The organism is Klenkia taihuensis (assembly GCF_900112525.1).
Lineage (GTDB): Bacteria > Actinomycetota > Actinomycetes > Mycobacteriales > Geodermatophilaceae > Klenkia > Klenkia taihuensis.
This window is the reverse complement of sequence record NZ_FOMD01000003.1, coordinates 494,212-518,778: the sequence shown is the minus strand read 5'-3', so window position 1 is coordinate 518,778 and position 24,567 is coordinate 494,212. Positions and strand designations below refer to the sequence as shown.

Sequence of the window (24,567 nt, the reverse complement as noted above, 5' to 3'; positions counted from 1 at the left end):
GTCAGGCCCGGCGGCGCCGGGCCAGGGTGAGCGCGGCGGTGCCGGTGCCGAGCAGCACCAGCGCGGCACCGGTGGTCCGCGCACCCTCGACCCCGGTGACCGGCAGGTCGCGGGGCGGCGCGGCCTGCGGTGCGGGGGCGGCCGGCAGGCGCACCGTGGCCTGCGCGGGCGCCGACACCACCGGCGCGGAGGCGCCCGGCGGCAGGGCCGAGGCGACGGCCGTCCCCGTCACGGCGCCCGCCGCCCGGTCCGCGTCGGTCGGGGTGGTCTCGAGGGTGCAGGTGGTGTGCGCGCCGGGCGCGAGGACCGCGACCGGGCAGGTCACCGCGGTGGCGCCGGACCCGGTGACGGCCAGCCCGTGCAGGGTGACGGTGCCGGTGTTGGTGACCCGGTAGGTCCAGCGCACCCGGTCGCCGGCCAGCCGGCCGGTCTGGGTGACGGTCAGCGCGGGCGCGGCCGGGACGGCGACCACCGCGGACGCCGGGGCCGCCTGCAGGGTCGCGCCCCCGCGGCCGGCCCGGGCGGTGGCGGACGCCGTGAGGGTGCCGGTGTCGACGTCGGCCTGGGTCGCGGTGGTCGTGGCGGTGCAGGTGGTGGCGGCGCCGGGCGCCAGCGAGGTGGTCGGGCAGCTCACCGGACCGCCCCCGGGCCCGGTGACGACGAGCCCGGTGAGCGCGGCGCGGCCGGTGTTGGTCACCCGGTGCGTCCAGGTCACGGTCTGCCCGGTCCGGGTCACCGGGGTGCCGCTCTGGGTCAGCGCGAGGTCGGCGACGAGGTTCTCGGTGCAGCCGGGCGACCCGGGGGCGCAGCTCGCCGGGACCGGGGTGCCGAAGGGCACGACCAGGGCGCGCAGCAGGTGGTCGCCGGTGCCCGACGGGGTGACCCGGACGCGGAGGGTGACGGTGGCGGTGGTGCCCGGCGGCAGCAGGCCACCGACCTCGATGCGGCCCCCGGTCAGCGGCCCGACCTGGACCCCGGAGCCGGGTGTGGCCGTGGCCGGCGCCTCGACCACGGCGTCGTCGAGCACGCCGTCGAGCACCAGCACGGAGTCCACCTGCGCGGCGGCGGCGCCGTCGGTGTTGTCGAGGGTGAGCACCTAGGTGGCGGTGCCCCCGGCGTCGACGACCGCGCCGTCGGCGGGCGACACCGCGAGGTCGGTGACCAGGTCGGCGCACAGGCCGGCGTCGCCGACGGACGTCGCGCCGTAGAGGTCGGTCCCGGTCGACACGACGTCGGTGGTCGGCAGCGGCGCGGTGCCCGCCGTCGTCGGCAGCGCGTCGACCCGGCGGACGGTGCCGTCGCTGCCGGCCAGGTAGACCTGGCCGCCGGACTGCATGGCGCCGTAGGACTCCGGCACGGTGCCGATGAGCGTGGTGGCCCCACCGGGGTGGATGCGGACCAGGGCGTTGCCCCCGCCGCCCTCGGCCACGGCCAGCACGTCGCCGTCGGCCAGGGTGAGGAAGTCGCCGGCGGAGCCGTAGCCGGGCGGCAGGGTCGCGAACAGGGTGGTGGCGCCGGTGGCCGGGTCCACCTCCAGGACCCGGTCGTCCTGGTGGGCACCGAGCAGCAGGTCGCCGTCCGGTGCGCCGCTCAGCGCGTCGTAGGTGAGCCCGGGCGGGCCGGTGATGGGCACCGACGCGGTCTCCGCGCCGGTGCCGAGGTCGACCCGGTACAGGGTGTCCGCGCCGGTGTCGAGGTCGACGCCGAAGAGCGTGCCGTCGGGCAGGACGGCGACGTCCCCGTAGGGCCGCTGGGCCGGGACGGAGGCACGCAGCCGACCGGTGGGGTCGTAGCGCAGCAGCTGCTCCTGGCCGGACGTGGTCCCGGTGTTGACCAGCAGGTGCGCCTGCTGGCACGACGGTGCAGCCGAGGCCGGGGGCGCCTGGCCCCAGGACAGCCCCGTCGCCGCCGCGGCCAGCAGCAGGGCGCCGGCGACGGGGCGCAGGGAGGCGCGGCGCGGTGGAGTCACGGCCCGGATATCGGACGATCCAGTCCCCTCAAACCATCCGGGTGCGGGCGGCCTCACCCCTGCGGGTGGGCCGGGTGCACAGCGCGCGCCCAGGAACGGTTGCCCGGCACCGTTCGTTGGCGGCGCGACGGCGGACCGAGGTCCGCCGTCGTCCCGTCCCCGAGCCGGAAGAGCCATGGCCGACAGCCACAGACCCGTGACCGCCGACCCGCACCGCAGGACCCCGACATGACCGCCGCCGTCCTGACCCTCCTGCTCGGCGTGCTGGTGGTGCTGGCCATCACCGTCGCCACCGGCTACTTCGTGGCGCAGGAGTTCGCCTACATGTCGGTGGACCGCTCCCGCCTCGGGGCCCGCGCGCAGGCCGGTGACGGCGCCTCGGGACGGGCGCTGCAGGTCACCCGCCGCACCTCCTTCATGCTGTCGGGCGCCCAGCTGGGCATCACCGTCACCGGCCTGCTGGTCGGCTACACCGCCGAGCCGCTGGTCGGGCAGAGCCTGGGCACCCTGCTCGGCGGCGTCGGCGTCCCGACCGGCGTGGGCATCGCCGTCGGCGCGGTCGCCGCGCTGGTGCTGTCCACCCTGGTGCAGATGCTGCTGGGCGAGCTGTTCCCGAAGAACCTGGCCATCGCCCGGCCCGAGCCGGTCTCGCGCTGGCTGGCCACCTCGACGGTGGTCTACCTCAAGGTCTTCGGCTGGCTGATCTGGTTCTTCGACCAGTCCTCCAACCTGCTGCTGCGCGCGCTGCGCATCGAGCCGGTGCACGACGTCGAGCACTCCGCCACCGCGCGCGACCTGGACAGCATCGTGGCCGACTCGAAGGCCAGCGGGGACCTACCGCCGGAGCTGTCGGTGCTGCTGGACCGCATCATCGACTTCCCCGAGCAGGACGCCGAGCACGCGATGGTCCCCCGCCACCGGGTCGACACCGTGGCCGAGGCCGACACCCTGGGCCGGCTGCGCGAGCTGATGGCCACCGGCCACTCGCGCTACCCGGTGCTGTCGGCCTCGGACGGCGACGTCACCGGGGTGGTGCACCTGGAGGACCTGCTCACCACCACCGAGGACGACGACGCGCCGGTGTCCGCCATCGCGCGGCCGGCCGTGGTCGTCTCGCACCTGACCCCGCTGCCCGCCGTCCTCGCCGAGCTGACCGCCACCCGCAACCAGCTGGCCTGCGTGGTCGACGAGTACGGCGCGCTGGCCGGCGTCGTCACCGTGGAGGACCTGGCCGAGGAGCTGGTCGGCGAGATCAGCGACGAGCACGACCCCGAGCTGGTCGGCCTGCCGGTCGACGCCGGCGGGAGCTGGGAGATGGCCGGCGACGTGCCGGTCGACGAGGTCGAGCGCGCGGTCGGGGTCGACCTGCCGCGCGGTGACTTCGAGACCGTCGCCGGGCTGGTCATCGCCGCCCACGGCGGGCTGCCCGGCGAGGGCGAGCGGGTGCGCGTCGAGCTGCCGCCCGACCCCGCCGAACTGGTGCACGAGGACGAGCCGACGGTCCGGCACGCCGAGGTCGAGGTGCTGGCGGTCGAGCGGCACGTGCCCACCCGGGTGCGGCTGCACCTGCCCGGGTCCGCCGACCAGCCCGCCGTGGAGGAGGCCCGATGAGCGCCGACCCGTGGGTGGTCGTCCCGGCCACCGTGGTCATCGTCGCGCTGAGCGCGTTCTTCGTCGCCGTCGAGTTCGCGGCCCTCGCGGCCAAGCGGCACCGGCTCGAGGAGATGGCGCCCACCAGCCGCTCCGCCCGCGCGGCGCTGCGCAACTCCGCCGAGCTGACCCTGGTGCTGGCCGGCGCGCAGCTGGGCATCACCGCCTGCGTCCTGGCCCTCGGTGCGCTGAGCAAGCCCGCCGTCGACGCGTGGCTGACCCCCGCGTTCGAGTCGGTCGGCCTGCCGCCGGTGGCCGCGGACGTCACCGGTTTCGTGGTCTCGCTGTTCGTGGTCACGTTCATCCACCTGGTGGTGGGCGAGATGGCGCCGAAGTCGTGGGCGATCGCGCACCCGGAGCGGTCCTCGGTGCTGCTGGGCCCGGCCATGCGGGCCTTCATGTGGCTGTTCCGCCCGGCGCTCAGGGCCATGAACGGCAGTGCCAACTGGATGCTGCGCCGGGTCGGGGTCGAGCCGGTGGACGAGGTCGCGGCCGGCCACAGCCCCGACACCCTGCGGGTGCTGGTCGAGCACTCGGTCGAGGTCGGCGCCCTGGAGGAGGGCTTCTCCAGCCAGATCGCCGGGGCCCTGCAGCTGCAGGAGCTCACCGTCGCCGACCTCGTCGACGGCGGGCCGGTGGCCTCCGTGCCGGGGTCGGCCACCGCGGGCGACGTCCGCGCCGCCACCCGGTCCAGCGGCCACCTGCGGATCCTGCTCGGGGACGGCGACCGGCTGGGCACCGTCGTCCACGTCCGGGACACCCTGGTGCTGCCCGACGACGCCCCGGCCGCGCCGGTCGGCCGGCCGGTGTTCGCGCTGACGGCCGGCACGCCGGTGGCCACCGCGCTGCAGCGGATGCAGGAGACCCGCAACCACCTGGCCGTGGTCACCGACGGCGACCGGGTGACCGGCGTGGTCACCCTGGCCGACGTGCTGCGCCGGCTGTTCCCGCAGCCCGAGCCGGTCGCCTGACGCCCGCCGCCCGGTCAGCGTTGATCAGGGCCCCTGGTCGACGTCCGTCCTCCTGCACCAGATCTGGCGCAGGAGGACGGACTTCCGCGCAGGAGGACGCCGTCGGAGGTGGTGACCCGGCCGGCCGCGGTTCGGGGACTGCGCGGGTGCCCTCCCCCTCGTCGACGGCGAGGCCCTCGTCGACCTGGTGGCCGCCTACGAGGCAGAGCGCGGTGTCGACGTCGTCGGGGGCTACGCGCCGGCGCCGCTCGACCAGGGGCACGCGTCCGTCGGCCCCGCGCCCGGGCGGACGGTGACGCTGCTCGGGTGCGGGTGCGGCGAGGTCGGCTGCTGGCCGCTCGATGCACGGGTGCGCCGCACGGGCGACCGGTCGGCGGCGCACGCGGCGGCCCGAGTGCGCAGCCACCGCCCCCGCGAGCGGTCCCGAAGGGCGGTGGCTGCACACTCGACGCCCGTCACCCGTGGCGTGCATCGGCTGTCGGCGGAGGGTGCGCCGTAGCGTCGCGGCGGTGGAGACGCCCGTGACCGTCGAGACCGCAGCGGGCACCTTCCTCGCCCGGCGGGAGGGCGACCTGGTGCGGGCCACCGGGATCCGGTACGCCCGCGCCGAGCGGTTCCGCGCCCCGGTCGACGAGCCCGCGGCCGCCGACCCGGTCGACGCCACCCGGCTCGCCCCCGCCTGTCCGCAGAACCCCACCCCGCTGCTGGACGACCTGCTCGTCGACCCGATGGGCGACCTGGTCGTCGACGAGGACTGCCTGCGGCTGTCGGTCACCGCCCCCGCCGGTGTGCAGGGCGCCCCGGTGATGGTGTTCCTGCACGGCGGCTCCTACCGCGCCGGCGCCGGCGACTCCCCCGTCTTCGACCCGCGGCCGCTGGTGCGCGAGCAGGGCGTGGTGCTGGTCGCGGTCACCTACCGGCTCGGCCTGCTCGGCTACCTGGGTGGCGGCCCGCGTCAGGCCAACCTCGGCCTGCTCGACCAGCTCTCCGCGCTGCGCTGGGTGCAGCGGGCGATCGCCGGGTTCGGGGGCGACCCGGACGCCGTCACCGTGTTCGGCCACTCGGCCGGCGGGGACGCCGTCGCCCACCTGATGGCCGCCGACGGCGCCCGCGGCCTCTTCCGGCGGGCGGTCGTGCAGAGCGCGCCGCTGGGCATCAGCCGCGGCCGGGCCCGGATGTCCGCGGCCATGGACGCCGCCGCCGGCGACCTGGACGCCGGCACGCCGCTGGCGGAGCTGCTGGCCGCCGAGGCCCGCGTCGAGGCCGCCGCCGCACCGTTCGGCCTGGTGGCGGCGATGCCCTTCGGCACCCGGTACGGCCACCCGCCGCTGCCGGCCGAGGACGCCGTGGACGCCGCCTGGTCGGCCGCCGCCGCGCACGTCGACCTGCTGGTGGGCAGCACCGCGCGGGAGGTGGCGCTGTTCCTGCCCGGCCTGCCCGAGCGGCTCGCCGTCGTCCGGCGGGTGCCGCTGCTGGCCCGGGCCGCGGTCGCGCTGGCCAGCTGGGTGGTCTACGGCCGGGCGGTGCGGTCGCTGGCCCGGCGGCACGCCCGGGCCGGTGGCCGGGCGTCGACCTACCGGCTGGACTGGGGCGCACCCGGGGCACCGTTGCGGGCCGCGCACTGCACCGACCTCCCGCTGCTGTTCGGCTCGGCGCAGGCGTGGCGCGGGGCGCCCCTGCTGGCGGGGGTCCCCTGGTCCGAGGTCGAGCGCAGGGGCCGGGAGCTGCGGGCGGTCTGGGCCGGGTTCGCCCGCACGGGGACGGTCGAGGAGGTCGACGTCCCCGGGTTCCTCCGCACCCGCCGGTTGCGGTGACGGTGCACGTCTTCGACGATTGAGCGTGCAACCAGATCCGCGACCGGGAGGACCCCCGTGACCAACATCGCCGTCGTCTACTACTCCTCGACGGGCAACACCCACCAGCTCGCGCAGGCCGTCGCCGAGGGCGCGCAGGAGGCCGGCGCCGAGGTGCGCCTGCGCCGGGTGGCCGAGACCGCCCCCGACGCCGCGATCGACAGCAACCCGGCGTGGCGGGCGCACCTGGACGAGGTGTCCGGCGTCGAGGTCGCCACCCCCGACGACCTGGCCTGGGCCGACGGCTACGCCTTCGGCACCCCCACCCGGTTCGGGACGCCGTCCGCCCAGCTCAAGGCCTACATCGACACCCTCGGCGGCCTGTGGGCCAACGGCACCCTGGCCAACAAGGGCGCCACCGCCTTCACCAGCGCGCAGAACACCCACGGCGGCAACGAGTCCACGATCCTCACGCTGTTCAACGTGTTCTCGCACTTCGGCGCGGTCATCGTGCCCCCGGGCTACACCGACCCGCTGCTGTTCGCCGCGGGCGGCAACCCCTACGGCACCTCGGTGCCCTCGGCCGGCAACTCGGCCGCGGCCAGCGACGAGGCGCTCACCGCGGCCCGCTACCAGGGCAGGCGGCTGGCGGAGATCACCGCGAAGATCCGCGGCTGACCACCGACCCGGGGACGGCGGCGACCGCCGTCCCCGGGACCGGTCAGGCGGTCTCGGCCCGCAGCGCGTCGACCAGCAGCGCGACCAACGCCTCCAGCTGGACGTCGCCGGTGGCCGCGACCTCCTCGTCCGAGCCGTCCAGCGCGCGGGCGGCGAGCCCGGCCTTGGAGCCGATGAGCTCGGCGATGCGGGAGTCGATGGTCTGCGCGGCGATGATCCGCCACGCGGTGACCGGCTCGGTCTGCCCGATCCGGTGGCTGCGGTCGATGGCCTGGGTCTGCTCGGCGTCGGTCCAGGACAGCTCCGCGAGCACGACGTTGGAGGCCACCTGCAGGTTCAGCCCGACGCCGGCGGCGGTCAGCGAGCAGACCGCGACCTGCACGCCCGGGTCGTTGACGAAGGCGTCGACCTCCTTCTGCCGGACCGAGGGCGTCTGGTCCCCGCGGATGGAGGAGAACCGCACGCCGGCCTTCTCGAAGGAGGCCTCGGCGGCGTCCATGACCGCGATGTGCTTGGCGAAGAAGACGACCTTGCCGGCGCTGCGGGCCAGCTGCGCGGCGTAGTCGGCGGCCAGCTCGGCCTTGGCCAGGCCGATCCGGCGCATCATCGAGAACACGTTCTCGCCGGTCTGGCGGGTCATCGCGTCCTTGAGCTCGCTCTTGGCCACCCGGCGCACCAGGTCCATGTCGAGCTCGTCGTCGACGACGTCGCGGTAGGACATCGCCGACCGGTACTGGGCCACCATCCGCTGCGCCAGCTCGCGCTCGGCGGCCCGGATGGAGCGGCCCACGGCGCCGTCCAGCTCGACCGGCAGGTCGGCGATCCGGCGGGCGGGGATGTCGGCGGCGACGTCGACCTTGCGGCGGCGCACGATGCCCATGTCGACGACGCACCGGCGGGCGGCCTCGTAGAACTCCCGGTCGGCCGGGACGTAGCCGGTGGCCTCCAGGCACTCGGTGAGCTGGGCCAGCGGCTTGGTCTCGTCGACCCACCCGAGGAAGCGCCAGATGGCGCGGAAGTCGTCGACGTCGTTGATCAGCGGGGTGCCGGTCAGCGCCATGAGCAACGGCTTGGCGGTGCGCACCCGCAGCCCGGCCGACAGCGCGAGCACGTGCTGGGAGCGCTGCGAGGTGACGTTCTTGATGAAGTGCGCCTCGTCCACGACCATCCCGCGGAAGCCGAACTCCTCCAGCCACCCGCGGTGCCGGTCCAGCACCTCGTAGTTGACGACGACGATGTCGGCGAACCCGTCGACGGTGTCGCCGTCCCCCTGGACGACGGTGGCCGGCCGGTGCGGCGTCCACAGCGCGGCCTCGCGGGCCCAGTTGGTCTTCACCACGTTGGGGACGACGACCAGCAGCGGGTAGGCCATCGCGGCCTCGGCGGCCAGCAGCGCCTGCGCGGTCTTGCCCAGGCCGGGCTCGTCGGCGAGCAGGAAGCTGCGGTGCCCCTCGGCGACGGCGGCGACCAGCTGGCCCTGGTGCGGCATGAGCTCCAGGCCCGCCGGGGTGAACCGCTGCGTCGGGAAGGGCAGCGGCATGCAGGCGGGGGCGCCGCCGCCGGCCCGCTCGAAGGAGGCCAGCAGCGGACCCATGAGCTCCCAGCCGGCCAGCCGGCCGGGCCGGGGGCCCCGCTGGGCGGCGCCGGCGTCGTAGTCCGGCGCGAGGAAGGGGTTGGCCAGCTGCCGGGCGGCGACCGACTGCGGGACGACGCGGCGGGTGGCCTCGACCGGGGCGACGGCGACCGGCTCGGGCTCCGGCTCCTCCTCCACCTCGACGCCGAGGTCGCGCTTCATCTCCTTGGCGATGCGGCGCGCGGCCTCCGAGGGCACCGCCTCGTCGGCGAGCAGGGCCAGCAGGCCGGCGTCGCGGACGGCGGTGGTGGCCATGATCGTGGCCAGGCCCTCCAGCCGCTTGAGCTGCTCGGTGCGGTGGCTGTCGCTGACCGCCGCCGTCCGCACCCGCGCGCGCTCCTCGCGCAGCAGCAGCGCGACGGCCTGGAAGGTGGCCCGCACCGTCGGGGTCACCCGGTTGCGCTTGGCCGCGGCCTCGACGTCGCGGACGGCGCGGGCGAGCTCGGCGACCAGGTCGCCGTTGCGCGGCCGGTGGCCACCCCGACCGGCGGTGCGGCGAGCGCCGTCACGACGCTGGCCTGCTCGAGCCACTCGCTACCTCCAGAAGACGTGCTGTGCGGCGCCGCCCGTCGCACACGGCGGCGCACCCTGCGGGGACGGCGGCGTGACCGGCGATCCGGTCAGGCGAGCCCGTTCACCGAGACCCCGGCGGCGCGCAGTTCGGCGACGCCGGTCAGGCGGGTGCCGTCGGTCTCGTCCAGCCCCAGGTTGATGAGCGTACCCACCCGCAGCAGCGGCCGGAGATCGGTCACCGGGTTCGCGCCCAGCTGCAGCTCCTGCAGCAGCGGTGCGCCGGCCAGCCCGGTGACGTCGGCCACCTGGTTGCCGAACAGGTCGAGGACCAGCAGCGTCGGCACGGTGCCCAGCGGCGCGGGGTCGACGACGGCGTTGCGCGCCAGCCGCACGGTGTCCAGGTTCGCCAGCCCCGCCAGCGGCGCGACGTCCACGACCCCGTTCGAGGACAGGTCCAGCTCCGCGAGCCCGTCGTGCCCGGCCAGCGGGGGAATGTCGGTCAGCTGCGCCGCCGCGACGCCCAGCGTGCGCAGCGTCGTCGTCCCCGCCAGCGGCGCGAGGTCCGCGACCGGGTTCTGCGACAGGCCCAGGTCGACCAGCGGGAGACCGGTCAGCGGGGAGAGGTCGGTGACGTCGTTGTCGGTGAGCGTCAGCGTGCCGATCGACGAACCGGCCAGCGGGCCGAGGTCGCTGATCGCGTTGTGCGCGACGCCCAGGGTGGTGAGCCCGGTGAGCTCCTGCACGCCCTCCAGCGACCGGACCGGGCCCGCGGTGGACCGCTGCCCGTCGCACTGCAGCTCGGTGATCGCGGCCAGGCCCTGCGGGGTCACCGGCGAGGAGCTCGAGGGCACCCCGGCGGCGGCGACCACGCAGTCGGCGAGGACGGCGTCGGGGAACACCTCCAGCACCGGCCGCCCGCCGCCGAGCTCGCCGGACCCGCACCCGGCGACGGCGAGCAGCGCGACGGTGACCAGCGACCGGAGCACGCGCACGGCTCGCGACCGTAGCCGGACGCACCCAGTCCGGGACGGCGCCGCGCTGCGAACCCCGGGCGTGCCCCTGCGTCGACGGACCCTGCTGCAGCTGGCCGCCTGGGGCACACTCGGCGCGGTGACCGCCGGCTGCTCGCGCCCCCCCGCCCCTGGCTCCCGCACCGCCTACGGCGACGACCCCAGCCAGTGGGCCGAGCTGTACCGGCCCGAGGGCACCCCGCGCGGGGTCGTGGTGGTCATCCACGGCGGCTTCTGGCGGGCGCAGTACGACGCCTCGCTCGGCGCGCCGCTGGCCGGGGCGCTGGCCGCCGAGGGGTGGGCGGCGTGGAACCTGGAGTACCGCCGGGTGGGCGACGGCGGTGGCGTGCCGGCCACGCTGGACGACGTCGCCGCCGGCATCGACGCGCTGGCCACCACCGACCTCGACCTGTCCACGGTGCTGGCGCTGGGCCACTCCGCCGGCGGGCACCTGGCGGTGTGGGCCGCCGGGCGCCGGGGTGCGCGGGTCCCGCTGACCGGCGCGGTGTCGCAGGCCGGCGTGCTGGACCTGCGCGGCGCGGAGGCCGAGGACCTGGGCGCGGGGGCGGTGCAGGCCTTCGTCGGCGGCCCGGTGGACGCCGCGGTCGACCCGCTGCAGCAGGTGCCGCTGCCGGTCCCCGTGCGGTGCGTGCACGGCCGGGCCGACACCAACGTGCCGCTGTCGCAGTCGGTGACCTACGTGCAGGCGGCCACCGCGGCCGGCGCCGACGCCACCCTCACCGAGGTCGACGGCGACCACTTCGTGCTCATCGACCCGTCGTCCCCGGTCTGGCGGACCCAGCTCGGCCTCCTGGCCGACCTGGCGGGCTGACCCGGCTCAGCGGCGCAGGGCGAGGCCGAGCCAGTCGGCGAGGGCGGCGAGCTCGGCGTCGACGTCCTCGGTCACGGCCGGGGTGAAGGGCACGTCCTGGTGGACGGCGGCGACGGTGAACGTGCCGGCCCGGCGGTCGGCGGCGGCGTCGACCTTGCCGACCAGCCGGTCGGCGTGCAGCACCGGCAGCGCGAAGTAGCCCCACCGGCGCGCGGCGGCCGGCTTGTACATCTCCAGCGTGTACTCGAAGCCGAACAGCTCCAGCGCCCGGCGGCGGTCGTGCACCAGCCGGTCGAAGGGCGAGAGCAGCGCGGTGCGGCCGGTGGACGTGCGGCCCAGCTGGTCGGGGTCGACCCGCCACTCCCCCGGCACGCCGTCCACCACGGCGGGCTCCCCGGCCTCGCCGACGTCGTTGGCCTCCACCGACGACTGGTCGGTCCGCGACCGGGCGATGCCCAGCGCGCGCAACCGGCGCCGGTCCCGCTCCTGCTCGGCCTCGGCGAACGGCAGCACCTCGACGTCGGAGGGGTAGACCCGCTCGGCGAGGTCCCACAGCCGCTGCTTGCCGCGCCGGCCGCCGATCGCGACCTCGCCGCGCCCGGCCAGCACCTCCAGCATCTGGGTCACGTTGCGGTTGCCGGTCCAGCCGGTCGAGGCCCACGGCACGGCGGCGGTGTCGGGGATCTCCTTGGACAGCAGCGGCCCGTCGGCGCGCAGCCGGGCGACCACGTCGGCGGCGAAGGCCCGGTTGGCGGCCAGCCACTCCCGCGGCCGCAGGTACTCCGGGGCGCGCTGCATCCGCGCCCGGAACAGCCGCAGGTCGGCCATCGGCCGGACACAGGCGTGCAGCTCGAACAGGGTGCGGTCGACGTCCAGCGCCCGCCGCAGCTCCTCGGGCCGGTACGCCGCGCCGAGCCGGGTCCACAGCACGAGGTCCGCGCTGGGCGCGACCGCGGCGGTGGGGTCCAGCTGGAGGAAGGCCAGCCGGTCGACGACGCCGAGCAGGCCGGCAGGCCGGTCGGCGTCCAGCAGCTGGGCCCGGACGGCGATCCGCCGGGCCTCGTCGACGCCGAGCCGGTGCACGTCGGGGAGGCTAGTACGACGCGGTTCCGGCTCCCCGCGGTCCGCGCGTGACAGGGTGCAGCATGGCCGACACCGCACCCGTCACCGTGCAGCGCACCACCGCCGTGCGCACCTACGAGGGCCACGCGGTCCACGCCGCCCCGGGGGTGCACGAGCACGCCGTCGAGCTCGCCCGCCGGCTGCTCCCGGACGGCGGGCGGGTGCTGGAGGTGGGCGCCGGCTGCGGCGCGCTGGCGCTGCGGCTGCGCGCCGCCGGCTTCGACGTCGTCCCCACCGACCTGGACCCGCCGCACGACTGGATCCACCGGCTCGACCTCGACGACCCGGAGTGGACCCCCGCCACCGCGGGCCCGTTCGACCTGGTCGTCTGCGTGGAGACCCTGGAGCACACCGAGAACCCGCGGCGGGTGCTGCGCCAGGTCCGCGGCGTGCTGCGCCCCGGCGACCACGTGCTGGTCAGCACGCCGCACGTGGGTCACCCGCACTCCCGGCTGAAGTTCCTGCTGCGCGGCGCGCCCTACCTGTTCGGGCCCCGGCACTACTACGCACCCGGGCACATCTCGGTCGTCCCGGACTGGATGCTCGCCGAGCACCTGCGCCAGGCCGGCTTCGACCAGGTCGAGCTCGGCTACGCGGGCAGCACCGACTACGCGGGCCCGCGGCAGCTCGCGCACCGGGCCGAGACGCTGCTGCTGTCCGCCCTGGGCCTGCGCCAGCCGCCCGGGCCCGGGGAGGGCGTGTGCACGTTCGCCACCGCCCGGGCATCCTGACCGGTCGTGCCCGCCTTCTTCCTGCCCCGCGCCGAGGACCCCGACCAGGCCGAGCGGCTCTACGAGGCCCTGGCGGAGTTCGCCGCGTGCGAGCCCGCCCCGCGCGGGGAGCGGATCGCGTCCCTCACCTTCGACGCCGACGGCGCCCGCTGGACCGCGGCGGTCGGGGAGGAGCTGCGCGGCACCCGCACCACGCGGCAGATGCGGCGGGGCGAGCTGCTCGAGCACACCGTCGAGCTGACGTCGACCACGCGGGTGCTGGCGGTCTACCCGGGGCGGCCCTGCACGGTGGTCACCGACGCCGCCCCGATCACCGGTGCCGCGTCGGAGTGGGCGAACCCGTTCACCGCCGAGCCCGGGGACGTCGTCCTGTTCGATCAGTAGGCCAGCAGCACCGACCGCAGGACGACGACGGCCAGGAAGACGACCGTGAACGCCAGGTCGACGCCCAGGCCGCCCAGCCGCAGCGGGGGCAGCAGGCGGCGCACCGGGGCGATGACCGGCTCGGTCAGGCCGTGGGTGACCCGGCGGACGCCACCGGTGCGGGCGCCCCCGGCCGGGGACAGCACGCCGACCCAGTCGACCACCACGCGGGCGACCAGGACCAGCTGGAACAGCAGCAGCACGGTGGCCAGCAACGCGATCACGGCATCTCCTCGGGTGGTTCCTGCCGTCGATGGTCACGGCGCCGCTCGTGCGCGACCTGTGCGCTGCCTGCGGGTCGGCTGCACGCCCGGTTTCAGCCCCCCTCGGGGGTGGGGAGGGTCGACCGAGGCCTGGAGAACACGGGCGCGACCGTTCCGCGCGACCGAGGGGGAACCCCATGAAGGCAGTGACCTGGCACGGCAAGGGCGACGTCCGGGTGGACGAGGTCCCCGACCCCGTCATCCAGCAGCCCACCGACGCGATCGTCCGCGTCACCACCACCAACATCTGCGGCTCGGACCTGCACCTGGTCGAGCCGCTGGCCCCGTTCATGAGCGTCGGCGACGTGATGGGCCACGAGACCATGGGCGAGGTGGTCGAGGTCGGCGGCGAGACCGGCGACCTGCGGGTCGGCGACCGGGTCTCCATCCCCTTCCAGATCTCCTGCGGGCACTGCTGGATGTGCGACCGCGGCCTGTACACCCAGTGCGAGACCACCCAGGTGCGCGACCAGGGGTCGGGTGCGGCGCTGTTCGGCTACTCGAAGATGTACGGCTCCGTCCCCGGCGGCCAGGCCGAGTTCCTGCGGGTGCCGCAGGCCCAGTTCACCCACGTCAAGCTGCCGGAGGGGCCGGCCGACGACCGGTTCGCCTACCTCTCCGACATCCTGCCCACCGCCTGGCAGGCCGTGGCCTACGCGCACGTCCCCGAGGGCGGCACGCTCGTCGTGCTCGGCCTCGGCCCGGTGGGCGACTTCGCCGCCCGCATCGGCCTGCACAAGGGCTACCGCGTCATCGGCGTCGACCTGGTCCCCGACCGGCTGGAGCGGGCCCGGCTGCGCGGCGTGGAGGTGGTCGACCTGCGGGAGCACGAGGACGACCTCGGCGACGCCATCCGCGACATGACCGACGGCCGCGGGCCGGACTCCGTCGTCGACGCGGTCGGCCTGGAGGCGCACGGCTCCCCCGCCACCACCTTCGTGCAGAAGGCCGCCGGGCTGCTCCCCGACGTCCTCGCCGCCCCGCTGCAGAAGACCGCCGGGGTCGACCGGCTGGCCGCGCTGTACTCCGCCATCGACATCTGCCGGCGCGGCGGCACCATCTCGCTGTCCGGCGTCTACGGCGGCGCCGCCGACCCCATCCCGATGCTCACCCTGTTCGACAAGCAGCTGCAGCTGACGATGGGCCAGTGCAACGTCAAGAAGTGGGTGCCGGAGATCATGCCGCTGCTCACCGACGACGACCCGCTCGGCGTGGACACCTTCGCCTCGCACCGGCTGCCGATCGAGGACGCACCCGAGGCCTACAAGAACTTCCGGGCCAAGGAGGAGGGCTGGCAAAAGGTGCTGCTCAAGCCCGCCGGCGTCTGATCGTCGTACCGTCGCCAGGATGAGCAGCACGCAGACCGCCGTCCAGCTCGGGCACCGCTTCGCCGACGCCCTGCCCGAGCTGTCCGTGCCGTGGCAGGCCGACGAGGCACCCGAGCCGCGCCTGCTCGCGCTGGACGAGGCCCTGGCCGCCCAGCTCGGGCTCGACCCGGCCTGGCTGCGGACGCCGTCCGGCCTGGGGTTCCTCACCGGGACCCAGGTGCCGGACGGCGCCCGGCCGGTCGCGCAGGGGTACGCCGGCCACCAGTTCGGCAACTACTCCCCGCGCCTCGGCGACGGCCGGGCCCTGCTGCTCGGCGAGCTCGGCGACTGGCCCGCCACCACGGACCTGCACCTGAAGGGCTCGGGGCGCACCCCCTGGTCCCGCGGCGGCGACGGGCTGGCCGTGGTCGGGCCGATGCTGCGCGAGTTCGTGGTCAGCACCGCCATGCACGCGCTGGGCATCCCGACCACCCGGTCGCTGGCCGTGGTCGGGACCGGGCGCACCGTGCAGCGCGAGACCGGCCAGCCCGGCGCCGTCCTCGCCCGGACGGCGGCCAGCCACCTGCGGGTGGGGTCCTTCCAGCTGGTCCGGGCCACCGACGACACCGACCTGCTGCGCCGGCTGCTGGACCACGCCGTCGCCCGGCACGCCCCCGCCGCCGCAGACGCCGAGGTGCCGGCGCTGGCGCTGTACGAGCACGTGGTCGCCGCGCAGGCGCAGCTGGTGGCGCAGTGGATGCTGGTCGGGTTCGTGCACGGCGTGATGAACACCGACAACATGACGATCTCCGGCGAGACCATCGACTACGGGCCGTGCGCCTTCCTCGACGCGCACGACGCCGACACCGTGTTCAGCTCCATCGACTCCGGCGGCCGGTACCGGTACGGCAACCAGCCGCTGGCCGCGCAGTGGAACCTGGCCCGGCTCGCCGAGGCGCTGCTGCCGCTCGTGCACCCCGACGTGGACACCGCGATCGGCCAGGCCGTCGCCGTCCTGGAGACGTTCCTGCCCCGGTACGAGGCGGCCTGGACCGCGGGGATGCGGGCCAAGCTCGGGCTGGGCGAGGACGCCGACCCGGCGCTGGTCACCGACCTGCAGGCGCTGCTGGACGCGAACCACCCCGACCACACCGGCTTCTTCCGGGCCTTGGGCACCGCCGCGCGGGGGGACGCCGAGCCGGCCCGGCAGCTGGTGCTGGACCTGGCCGGGTTCGACGCCTGGGCCGCCCGCTGGCTGGCCGCCCACCCCGACGCCGACGCCATGGACCGGGTCAACCCGGTGTACGTGCCGCGCAACCACGTCGTCGAGGCCGCGCTGGCCGCCGCGACCGACGGCGACCTGGGCCCGGTGCACGAGCTGGTCGAGGTGCTCCGGGCCCCCTACGACGAACGGCCGGGCCTGGAGCGCTTCAGCACCCCCGGCCCGGCCGGCACCTACGTCACCTACTGCGGGACGTAGCCCGTCAGCGGTAGTTCACGTGCACGTGGTCGTAGTGGTTCGCGGTCGTGCCGCCGCGGTCCTCCATCATGACCCAGGAGCCGCCCGCCGAGGACAGCATCCGCTGGTTCCAGATCAGGTACTCCACGCCGAGTTCGTCCCAGTGCGCGCGGTGGTAGGCCACGATCGCGTCGCCGAGGGCCTCGTCGGTCATGACCATGTAGTCCAGCGCGTTGCCCGAGGGGTGACCGTCGGGGTCGGTCGCGCTGGGCCGGGTCCCGCCGAGGGTGATCGAGTCCGCGCCGGGCACGTTGCTGACCACCGCGTCGGCGGCGGCCTGCACCCGCGAGGACACCGGGCCGGCGGAGTTGCGGATCTGCGCGACCCCGGCGACCGCGGCGGTCGACGCGGACGCCGAACCGGCCGAGGACGACGAGGACGACGCGGCGGCGGCGGCCTCCGCAGCAGCAGCGGCCTCCGCAGCAGCAGCGGCCTCGGCGGCGGCGGCCTCCGCCGCGGCGGCCTCGGCGGCCTGCTGGTCCAGCACCGCCTGGTCGGCGGCGGCCTGCGCGGCGGCCGCGGCGGCCTGCTGGTCCTCGCGGCTGCTGCGGCTGGCGGCGAGGTCGGCCAGCTGGGTCATGTCGGGCGCGGTCTGCGCACTCAGACCCAGCTCGGCGGCGACGCTGACCGGCTCGGTGGCGGCGACCGGCGCGGCGGGTGCGGACCCGACCAGCACGTGCGCGAGCACGGCACCGGTCGCGGTCACGCCGAGGAGCACGACCGGGCGTCGCCGCCCGGTGGGCACGCGCCGGTGACTGGCACGCGCAGAGGATGAGGGGGTCGCCATGCGGCGGCACTCCAGACGTCTTCCGATGCCGCCTACCGGGTTAGCTGACGGGTTCGGGCGGGAAGTCGCCCTACCCCCTCGCGGCCGCGCGCGGCCGGTCGGGGGATGCACCCCAGAACTGCGGTTGGGTCCCCGGTTCGCCCTGTGCCTCTCCAGACCAGTGGCGACTCGACGGCGTCCCCCCGGATGGGCGGACCCGGCCACGGTAGCCACTCCGCACAGGACGCGCCAAGCAGTCGACGACATTGCGTCACGTGATGTCGCGTGTCCCACACCCTGTGACAGCATCCGCCGGGTGACCGAGGACCACCCCGCGGTGCTGGCCCTGCAGGCGCTCGTCCGGCACCCCACGGTGGCCGACCGCGACCCCGCGCGCACCGACCCCGCCCCCTTCACCGCGCTGCGCGCGACGCTGGCCGAGCACTTCCCGCGGCTGCACGACCTGGAGCTGACCGACGTCGAGCCGCACGCGCTGCTGGTCCGCTGGCCGGGCCGGACGCCGGGCGACCCCGTCGTCCTCATGGCGCACCTGGACGTCGTCCCGGTCGAGGACGGCTGGACCCACCCGCCCTTCGCCGCGGAGATCCACGACGGCGCGGTGTGGGGCCGCGGCACGCTGGACGACAAGGGCTCCGTGGTCGGCATCTGCGCCGCCGTCGAGGAGCTGCTCGCCGAGGGCTTCGTGCCCAGCCGCGACGTGTGGCTGTCCTTCGGGTCCACCGAGGAGGTCTCGGGGACGACCGCGGTCGACGCGGTGGCGCAGCTGCGCTCCCGCGGGGTGACGCCGTGGTTCGTGCTCGACGAGGGCGGCGCGGTCGCCTCCGGCGCCTTCCCGATGGTCACCGCTCCCCTGGCCGTCGTCGGGGTGACCGAGAAGGGCGTGACCTCGGTCGAGCTGGTCGCCGAGGGGGCCGGCGGGCACGCGTCCACCCCCGCGGCGAACGGCCCGACCGCCCGGCTGGCCCGCGCGATCACGGCGCTGGAGCGCAGCCCGCTGCCGGCCCGGGCACCCGCCCCCACCCTGGAGCTGCTGCGCCGGCTCGGCCCGCAGCTGCCCGCGCCGCTGCGCCCGCTGCTGGCCCGCGCCGACCGGCTGGCCCCGGTGCTCACCCGGGTGCTGCGGGCCGCCGGCGCCGAGGCCGCCGCGATGGTGCGGACGACGGCCGCGGTCACCACCCTCTCGGGCTCCCCCGCGCTCAACGTCATCGCCTCCTCCGCCCGCGCCGGGGTGAACCTGCGGGTGATGGTGGGCGACACCGTCGACGGCGTGCTCGCCCACGTGCGGGAGGTCGTCGGCGACGGCGTCCGGGTGGAGGTCGTCGAGCGCAACGAGCCCAGCCCGGTCTCCCCCTGGGACGACGACGCGTTCCGGCTGCTGGAGCGGATCACCACCGAGGAGTTCCCCGACGCCGTGCCCACGCCCTACGTGATGATGGCCGCCACCGACGCCCGCTTCTTCACCGCGATCAGCGAGCGGGTCTACCGGTTCACCCCGTTCCGGATGACCAGGGAGCAGCGGGCCACCATCCACGCCGCCGACGAGCGGATCGGCGTGCAGGACCTGCTGGACGGCGTCCGCTGGTACCGCCGGCTGCTCGAGGAGCTGCCGGCATGAACCGCAGGGCGCAGACGCTGTTCGCCGTCGTCGGCGCGCTCTCGGTCGTCGAGGTGGCCAGCGGCGTGCTGCAGGGCTTCTACACCCCCGTCTTCACCGACGTCGCCCGCGCGTTGGGCATCTCCGACGGCGACGTCAACTGGTTCGAGGCCGCTCAGCTGGTGGCCTCGGCGCTGCTGGTGCCGGTGCTGGCCCGGCTGGCCGACCTGCACGGCCACCGCCGGGTGCTGCTGGTCTCCACCGCGGTCACCGCCCTGGGCAGCTGGGTGATGGCCGTGGCGCCGGCGACCGGGGCGGCCGGGTTCGGCGTCTTCGTCGTCGGGTCGGCGCTGCAGGGCGCCTACGTGGTGTGGCTGCCGCTGGAGGTGGCCATCGTGCACCGCCGCGCCGCCGCCGACGACCGCCGCACCCGCCGGGCAGCCGGCGTCCTGGTCGCGTTCCTCCAGCTGGGCGTGCTGGCCGGGGCGCTGACCAGCGGTGCGCTGGTGGAGTCGGTGCCCGTGCCGGTGCTGCTGGCCATCCCGGCGCTGGTGGTCACCGCCTGCCTGGTCGTCGTCGCCGTCGGCGTGGAGCCGGACCCGCCGCGCGCACCCGGCCGGCTGGACCTGCCGGGCCTGGGGCTGCTGACCGCGGCGCTGCTGCTGGTGATGGCCGGGCTGGTCGCCGTCCGGCTGCTGGGGCCCGGCGCCGCGCTGCCGTGGGTGCTCGTCGCCGCCGGGCTGGCCACCGGTGCGCAGCTGGTCCGGGTGGAGCGGCGCGCCGCCGAGCCGCTGGTCGACGTCGGCGTGCTCGCCGCACGGGCGCAGTGGCCGGTGCAGGCGACCGCGTTCCTGTCGGGCATGTCGGTGCTGGGCGCGCAGATCCCGCTGTCCACCTACGCCCGCGCCGACCCCGCCGTCACCGGCTACGGCCTGGGCGCCGAGGCGTCGTTCGTGTCGGTGCTGATCGGGCTGTACGTGCTCACCCTGCTCACCGGCGCGCTGCTGCTCACCCCGTTGGCCCGCTGGCTGGGCACCCGGCGGGCGATGGCCGCGGGCAGCGCCACCGTGGCGGTCGGGTACGCGCTGTGGCTGCCCCTCCACGACACCACCGGGCAGGCGCTGACCAACATGGCCGTCGCCGGCGTGGGCTCGGGCCTGCTGGTCGCCGCGCTGCCCGCCGCCGCGGTGGCCGCGGCCCCGCCGGCGCGCACCGGGTTCGCCGCGGGGATGACCAACTGCTCCAAGACCGTGGGCGGGGCGATCGCGTCGGCGGTGTTCGCCGTCGCGCTGGCCTCCACCGGCGGCATCGAGGACCCCACCGCCGGCGCCGCGCCGCTGTCGGGCTACCTCACCGTGTGGGCGGTCTGCTCGGCCACCGCCGCGCTGGCCGCCGTCGTCCTGCTGGTCACCGCCGAACGCAGGAGGCCCGGAACCGAACCGGTTCCGGGCCTCCTGGGTTCGACCGATCAGTCGAGGTAGTCGCGCAGCACCTGCGACCGCGAGGGGTGGCGCAGCTTCGACATCGTCTTGGACTCGATCTGGCGGATCCGCTCGCGGGTCACGCCGTAGACCTGGCCGATCTCGTCCAGCGTCCGCGGGGTGCCGTCGGACAGGCCGAAGCGCAGCCGGACGACGCCGGCCTCGCGCTCGCTCAGCGTCTGCAGCACCGAGGTGAGCTGCTCCTGCATGAAGCCGTAGGACACGGCCTCGACGGCCACGACGGCCTCGGAGTCCTCGATGAAGTCACCGAGCTGGCTGTCGCCCTCGTCGCCGATGGTCTGGTCGAGCGAGATGGGCTCCCGGGCGTACTGCTGGATCTCCAGCACCTTGTCCGGGGTGATGTCCATCTCCTTGGCCAGCTCCTCCGGGGTGGCCTCGCGGCCCAGCTCCTGGAGCAGCTCGCGCTGGATGCGGCCGAGCTTGTTGATGACCTCCACCATGTGCACCGGGATGCGGATGGTGCGGGCCTGGTCGGCCATCGCGCGGGTGATCGCCTGGCGGATCCACCACGTCGCGTAGGTCGAGAACTTGAAGCCCTTGGTGTAGTCGAACTTCTCGACCGCGCGGATCAGGCCCAGGTTGCCCTCCTGGATCAGGTCCAGGAACGCCATGCCGCGGCCGGTGTAGCGCTTGGCCAGCGACACGACCAGGCGGAGGTTGGCCTCCAGCAGGTGGGTCTTGGCGCGCTCGCCGTCGCGGACGACCCAGTTGAGGTCGCGGCGCATGGTCGGCGTGAACTTCGCGTCGGTCTCGGCGAGCTTGTGCGCGGCGTACAGCCCGGCCTCGACGCGGCGGGCGAGGTCGACCTCCTGCTCGGCGGTCAGCAGCGCGACGCGGCCGATCAGCTTGAGGTAGGCGCGGACGGCGTCGGTCGAGGTGGCCAGCTCGGCGTCCTTGCGGGCCTTCTGCAGGGCGAGCGACTCCTCCTCGTCCCACTCGAAGGAGGTCGCGGCGGCGGCCGGGACGGCGGGCTCGTCGGCGAGGTCGGCCTCGTCCTCCTCGAGCTCCACCTCCTCGGCGTCGGCGTCCGGCGCGGGGGCGATCTGCACCGACTCCGCGCCGGCCGACTGGGCCTTGCGGGCTCCGGTGGCGGCCTTCTTGCGCGGGCTCTTCGTCGTGGTGCTGCTGGCCACTGTCGTGCTCATCCAGCCTCTCCTGGGGGTGTCGTGCGGCGTCGCGAGGACCGGTGAGGTCCTGGCGGAGAGGCCGCCCCCGGAGGGACGGCACAGGCCGCCCACGGTGAGGGACGGGGGGTCTGCGGCCTGCGCCGGAGCGCGGCCTGTGCCATTTTAATCCGTTTCCCGCGCAAGGGGGTGACGCCGGGTACCCCTGTGGGTCAGGACTACACCTCCGACCACGGATCGGTCGTGCGCGATCAGTCGTCGATGGAGGACATGTCGCCGTACCGGTCGCCCTGCACGGCCCCGCGCGGGACGGCCGCGGACAGGCGCGCGACGTCGTCGGCGGACAGCTGGACACCGGCCGCGGCGACGTTCTCCTCCAGGTAGCGCACCCGCTTGGTGCCGGGGATCGGGACGACGTCCTCGCCCTGCGCCAGCACCCAGGCCAGGGCCAGCTGCCCGGGGGTGCAGCCGTGCTCGGCGGCGAGCTCCTCGACCCGGCGGACGAGCACCAGGTTGGCCTCCAGCGCCTCGCCCTGGAACCGCGGGAAGTACCCGCTGCCACGGCTGTCGCCGTCCTGCGGGGTCTGCGTCACCGCACCGGTGAGCAGGCCGCGGCCCAGCGGCGAGTAGGGCACCAGCCCGATGCCGAGCTCGCGCAGCACGGGCAGGACGGCGTCCTCGAGGTCGCGGGTGAACAGGGAGTACTCCGTCTGCACCGCGGTGATCGGGTGCACCGCGTGCGCCCGGCGGATGGTCTCCGGGCCGGCCTCGGACAGGCCGAGGAAGCGGACCTTGCCGGCGGTCACCAGCGCGGCCATGGCGCCGACGGTGTCCTCGATGGGCACGGTCGGGTCGACCCGGTGCTGGTAGTAGAGGTCGACGGTGTCCACGCCCAGGCGCTGGAGGGAGGCGTCGCAGGCGGCCCGCACGTACTCCGGGGACCCGTCGATGCCCAGGCGCTCGCCGTCCTCGCCCCGCTTGTTGCCGAACTTGGTGGCCAGCTGCACCTCGTCGCGGCGGCCGGCGATCGCCCGGCCCACCAGCGCCTCGTTGGTGAAGGGGCCGTACATGTCGGCGGTGTCGAGGAAGGTGACGCCGAGGTCGAGGGCGCGGGCGATGGTGGAGAGGCCGGCCTGCTCGTCGGGGGCGCCGTAGAACTCGCTCATGCCCATGCAGCCCAGGCCCATCGTGGAGACGGTGAGGGCGGCGGCGCCGGAGCCGAGCGTGCGGGTGGTCAGCGGTGCTGTCATGCCGACCACCGAACCCCTTCGAGCGCGCTCGAAGTCAAACCGAGCGCTCGTAGAACCCGATTTTGTGGTCGATCGCGGCCAGGTGGCCCACGGTCTCGTCGAGCTCCCGCTGCACCCGGGCCCGGTGCGCCCGCAGCAGCTGGAGCCGCTCGGCCTCGGTACCCGCGCCGGCCCGCACCAGGGCGGCGTAGCGCTTGACGTCGCGGATGGGCATCCCGGTAGCCCGCAGCCGGGTGACCGTCTCGATCCACTCCAGGTCGCGGTCGGTGTAGCGGCGCCGGCCGCCGGCGTCCCGGTCGACCCCGTCGAGGAGCAGGCCGTCGCGCTCGTAGTAGCGCAGCGTGTGCGCGGTCAGGCCGGTGCGCTCGGCGGCCTCGGCGATGCCCAGGGCGGGGACGGTGGTCACGCGCTCCAGTGTGGCCCGGCAGGATCGGGCCCGTGGCGTACTTCGAGCGGCTCTCCGGCACCCCGGACGGCGGGGGCCGGTTCCGGGCGACCGAGCACACCGGCGGCGGCTGGAACCCCACCGAGCAGCACATCGCCCCGACGGTCGGGCTGGTGGCGCACTGCCTGGCCGGCGGCGGCCCCGTGCAGCGGCTGGCGGTGGAGATCCTGGGCACCATCGGCATCGACGAGGTCGAGGTGGCCGTGGCGACCGTGCGGCCGGGCCGGACCATCGAGCTGGTCGAGGCCACCGTGACCTGGGCCGGGCGCGCGGTGGTGCGGGCCCGCGCCTGGCGGCTGGCGGGCTCGGACACCTCGGCGGCCGCGCTCGCCGCCGAGCCGCCGCTGCCGCCGCGCGGGGAACTGGCCGCCTGGGACATGAGCGCGGGCTGGCCCGGGGGCTACATCGCCTCGCTCGAGGTGCGGCACCGCGACGTCGGCCCCGGCCGGGCCCAGGCGTGGCTGCGGTCCCGGCAGGACCTGCTGGACGGCGAGGACGTCGCCGACCTGACCCGGTTCCTGCTGCTCGCCGACACGGCCAACGGCCTGGTGCAGGGCCCGGAGCGGCGGGGCTGGTTCTACCCGAACGTCGAGCTGACCGCGCACCTGTTCCGGGCGCCGGCGGGCCCGTGGGTGGGCATGGACACCTCGGTCAGCTGGGGTCCGGGCGGGCACGGGATGACCGCGACGGTGCTGCACGACGAGGCCGGGCCGGTCGGCCGGGTGGCCCAGCTGTGCACCCTGCGCCCGATGCCCTGACCCGGCTACGGTCCGCGGCATGGGCAGAGGAGCCGACGTCCCCGACGGCCGCGGCCGCACCGGGCTGGACCGGGTGGGCCGGGACCTGACCGGCAACCCGGACGTGGTGGTCCGCGACGTCGAGGTGACCAGCGACGGCTGGCACGTGCTGCGCCGCACCACCTACGACCGCCGCCGGTCCGACGGCACCTGGACGACGGAGTCGCGGGAGACCTACGACCGGGGCAACGGCGCGACCGTGCTGCTGCACGACCCCGACCGCGGCACCGTGCTGCTCACCCGGCAGTTCCGCTTCCCCGCCTACGTCAACGGCCACCCCGACGGCCTGCTGCTCGAAGCGGCCGCGGGTCTCCTGGACGCCGACGACCCCGAGACCGCGGCCCGCCGGGAGACCGAGGAGGAGCTCGGCGTACGGATCCGCGGGCCGCTGGTGCAGGCCTTCGACGCGTTCATGAGCCCGGGGTCGGTCACCGAGCGCCTGCACTGCTTCGTGGGCCGCTACTCCCCCGCCGACCGCGTGCACGACGGCGGCGGGGTCGCGGCGGAGGGCGAGGACATCGAGGTGGTCGAGCTGCCGCTGGCCCAGGCGCTGGGGATGGTGGACGACGGCCGCATCCGCGACGGCAAGACGATCATGCTGCTGCAGTGGCTGGCGCTCCGGGAGCGGGCCCACCGGGGCTGAGCCAGGATGTC

At 75.7% G+C, this 24,567-nt stretch carries 23 protein-coding genes and 1 riboswitch; of the genes, 13 read left to right on the top strand and 10 right to left on the bottom strand.

Annotated features, from left to right (window positions below; all coding sequences use genetic code 11):
- Position 1: 1 nt before the first annotated feature.
- Together BM158_RS14575 and BM158_RS14570 are read right to left on the bottom strand one after the other, a co-directional pair.
- Positions 2-1,096: a DUF7507 domain-containing protein gene (locus BM158_RS14575; RefSeq protein WP_091560348.1), complete on the bottom strand. Its 1,095-nt coding sequence runs from the start codon at positions 1,094-1,096 to the stop codon at positions 2-4.
- On the bottom strand, positions 1,097-1,969 hold the full coding sequence (locus BM158_RS14570; RefSeq protein WP_091560344.1) for an NHL repeat-containing protein: 873 nt from the start codon (positions 1,967-1,969) through the stop codon (positions 1,097-1,099).
- A gap of 228 nt (positions 1,970-2,197) precedes the next feature.
- On the opposite strand from BM158_RS14570, the gene BM158_RS14565 reads away from it, so the two are divergent.
- The 4 genes from BM158_RS14565 to wrbA all read left to right on the top strand — a co-directional run bounded on the left by BM158_RS14565 (position 2,198) and on the right by wrbA (position 7,061).
- Entirely contained in the window at positions 2,198-3,580 is a 1,383-nt protein-coding gene (locus BM158_RS14565; RefSeq protein ID WP_091560340.1) for a hemolysin family protein, read from the top strand.
- Positions 3,577-4,590: a hemolysin family protein gene (locus BM158_RS14560; RefSeq protein WP_091560336.1), complete on the top strand. Its 1,014-nt coding sequence runs from the start codon at positions 3,577-3,579 to the stop codon at positions 4,588-4,590. Before BM158_RS14565 ends, BM158_RS14560 begins: the two co-directional genes overlap by 4 nt.
- Positions 4,591-5,099: 509 nt before the next feature.
- Positions 5,100-6,404 (top strand): carboxylesterase family protein, encoded by a 1,305-nt coding sequence (locus tag BM158_RS14555; protein WP_207506604.1) that lies wholly within the window; start codon positions 5,100-5,102, stop codon positions 6,402-6,404.
- A gap of 57 nt (positions 6,405-6,461) precedes the next feature.
- The gene (wrbA, locus tag BM158_RS14550) at positions 6,462-7,061 is read left to right on the top strand and encodes an NAD(P)H:quinone oxidoreductase (RefSeq protein ID WP_207506602.1); all 600 of its coding nucleotides are present in this window, start codon (positions 6,462-6,464) and stop codon (positions 7,059-7,061) included.
- Between the two features lie 43 nt (positions 7,062-7,104).
- Here wrbA and BM158_RS14545 read toward each other — a convergent pair whose 3' ends face one another.
- Complete coding sequence (locus BM158_RS14545; RefSeq protein WP_091560330.1) at positions 7,105-9,225, bottom strand: DEAD/DEAH box helicase; 2,121 nt, start codon at positions 9,223-9,225, stop codon at positions 7,105-7,107.
- 89 nt (positions 9,226-9,314) lie between these two features.
- Positions 9,315-10,199, bottom strand: coding sequence for a leucine-rich repeat domain-containing protein (locus BM158_RS21380; protein ID WP_109504849.1), 885 nt, complete (start codon positions 10,197-10,199; stop codon positions 9,315-9,317).
- Positions 10,200-10,260: 61 nt separating this feature from the next.
- Between BM158_RS21380 and BM158_RS21375 the strand changes: the two genes are divergently transcribed.
- A complete protein-coding gene (locus BM158_RS21375) occupies positions 10,261-11,049 on the top strand; it encodes an alpha/beta hydrolase family protein (RefSeq protein ID WP_229827393.1) in 789 nt (262 codons plus the stop codon).
- 6 nt (positions 11,050-11,055) lie between these two features.
- Here the strand turns inward: BM158_RS21375 and BM158_RS14530 are convergent, their stop codons facing one another.
- Positions 11,056-12,132, bottom strand: coding sequence for a DNA glycosylase AlkZ-like family protein (locus BM158_RS14530; RefSeq protein ID WP_091560316.1), 1,077 nt, complete (start codon positions 12,130-12,132; stop codon positions 11,056-11,058).
- 62 nt (positions 12,133-12,194) lie between these two features.
- Here BM158_RS14530 and BM158_RS14525 point away from each other — a divergent pair, with 62 nt between their 5' ends.
- Complete coding sequence (locus BM158_RS14525; protein WP_091560313.1) at positions 12,195-12,902, top strand: class I SAM-dependent methyltransferase; 708 nt, start codon at positions 12,195-12,197, stop codon at positions 12,900-12,902.
- A gap of 6 nt (positions 12,903-12,908) precedes the next feature.
- Complete coding sequence (locus tag BM158_RS14520; RefSeq protein WP_091560309.1) at positions 12,909-13,286, top strand: hypothetical protein; 378 nt, start codon at positions 12,909-12,911, stop codon at positions 13,284-13,286.
- Here BM158_RS14520 and BM158_RS14515 read toward each other — a convergent pair.
- Positions 13,280-13,549, bottom strand: a complete 270-nt coding sequence (locus tag BM158_RS14515; RefSeq protein WP_229827394.1) for a YggT family protein — start codon at positions 13,547-13,549, stop codon at positions 13,280-13,282. The genes BM158_RS14520 and BM158_RS14515 overlap by 7 nt on opposite strands.
- 176 nt (positions 13,550-13,725) lie before the next feature.
- On the opposite strand from BM158_RS14515, the gene BM158_RS14510 reads away from it, so the two are divergent.
- Both BM158_RS14510 and BM158_RS14505 read left to right on the top strand, forming a co-directional pair.
- Entirely contained in the window at positions 13,726-14,916 is a 1,191-nt protein-coding gene (locus BM158_RS14510; RefSeq protein ID WP_091560304.1) for a zinc-dependent alcohol dehydrogenase, read from the top strand.
- Positions 14,917-14,935: 19 nt separating this feature from the next.
- Entirely contained in the window at positions 14,936-16,375 is a 1,440-nt protein-coding gene (locus BM158_RS14505; RefSeq protein ID WP_091560301.1) for a protein adenylyltransferase SelO, read from the top strand.
- 4 nt (positions 16,376-16,379) lie between these two features.
- Here BM158_RS14505 and BM158_RS14500 read toward each other — a convergent pair whose 3' ends face one another.
- Positions 16,380-17,120, bottom strand: a complete 741-nt coding sequence (locus BM158_RS14500) for a VldE C-terminal domain-containing protein (RefSeq protein ID WP_109504856.1) — start codon at positions 17,118-17,120, stop codon at positions 16,380-16,382.
- Positions 17,121-17,215: 95 nt separating this feature from the next.
- Positions 17,216-17,377, bottom strand: a riboswitch (cyclic di-AMP (ydaO/yuaA leader).
- A 119-nt stretch (positions 17,378-17,496) separates the two neighbouring features.
- On the opposite strand from BM158_RS14500, the gene BM158_RS14495 reads away from it, so the two are divergent.
- Both BM158_RS14495 and BM158_RS14490 read left to right on the top strand, forming a co-directional pair.
- Positions 17,497-18,816 (top strand): M20/M25/M40 family metallo-hydrolase, encoded by a 1,320-nt coding sequence (locus tag BM158_RS14495; protein WP_207506600.1) that lies wholly within the window; start codon positions 17,497-17,499, stop codon positions 18,814-18,816.
- A complete protein-coding gene (locus BM158_RS14490) occupies positions 18,813-20,276 on the top strand; it encodes an MFS transporter (RefSeq protein WP_091560293.1) in 1,464 nt (487 codons plus the stop codon). Before BM158_RS14495 ends, BM158_RS14490 begins: the two co-directional genes overlap by 4 nt.
- Here BM158_RS14490 and BM158_RS14485 read toward each other — a convergent pair.
- From BM158_RS14485 to BM158_RS14475, 3 genes are all read right to left on the bottom strand, one after another.
- The gene (locus BM158_RS14485) at positions 20,264-21,442 is read right to left on the bottom strand and encodes an RNA polymerase sigma factor (protein ID WP_091560290.1); all 1,179 of its coding nucleotides are present in this window, start codon (positions 21,440-21,442) and stop codon (positions 20,264-20,266) included. The two genes, BM158_RS14490 and BM158_RS14485, sit on opposite strands and share 13 nt — an antisense overlap.
- A 230-nt stretch (positions 21,443-21,672) precedes the next feature.
- Positions 21,673-22,671, bottom strand: a complete 999-nt coding sequence (locus BM158_RS14480; RefSeq protein ID WP_091560287.1) for an aldo/keto reductase — start codon at positions 22,669-22,671, stop codon at positions 21,673-21,675.
- Between the two features lie 34 nt (positions 22,672-22,705).
- Positions 22,706-23,077, bottom strand: a complete 372-nt coding sequence (locus BM158_RS14475; protein ID WP_207506592.1) for a MerR family transcriptional regulator — start codon at positions 23,075-23,077, stop codon at positions 22,706-22,708.
- A 32-nt stretch (positions 23,078-23,109) separates the two neighbouring features.
- Between BM158_RS14475 and BM158_RS14470 the strand changes: the two genes are divergently transcribed.
- Both BM158_RS14470 and BM158_RS14465 read left to right on the top strand, forming a co-directional pair.
- A complete protein-coding gene (locus BM158_RS14470; RefSeq protein WP_229827395.1) occupies positions 23,110-23,874 on the top strand; it encodes a thioesterase family protein in 765 nt (254 codons plus the stop codon).
- Positions 23,875-23,893: 19 nt separating this feature from the next.
- Entirely contained in the window at positions 23,894-24,556 is a 663-nt protein-coding gene (locus BM158_RS14465; RefSeq protein WP_091560280.1) for an NUDIX domain-containing protein, read from the top strand.
- Positions 24,557-24,567 lie beyond the last annotated feature (11 nt).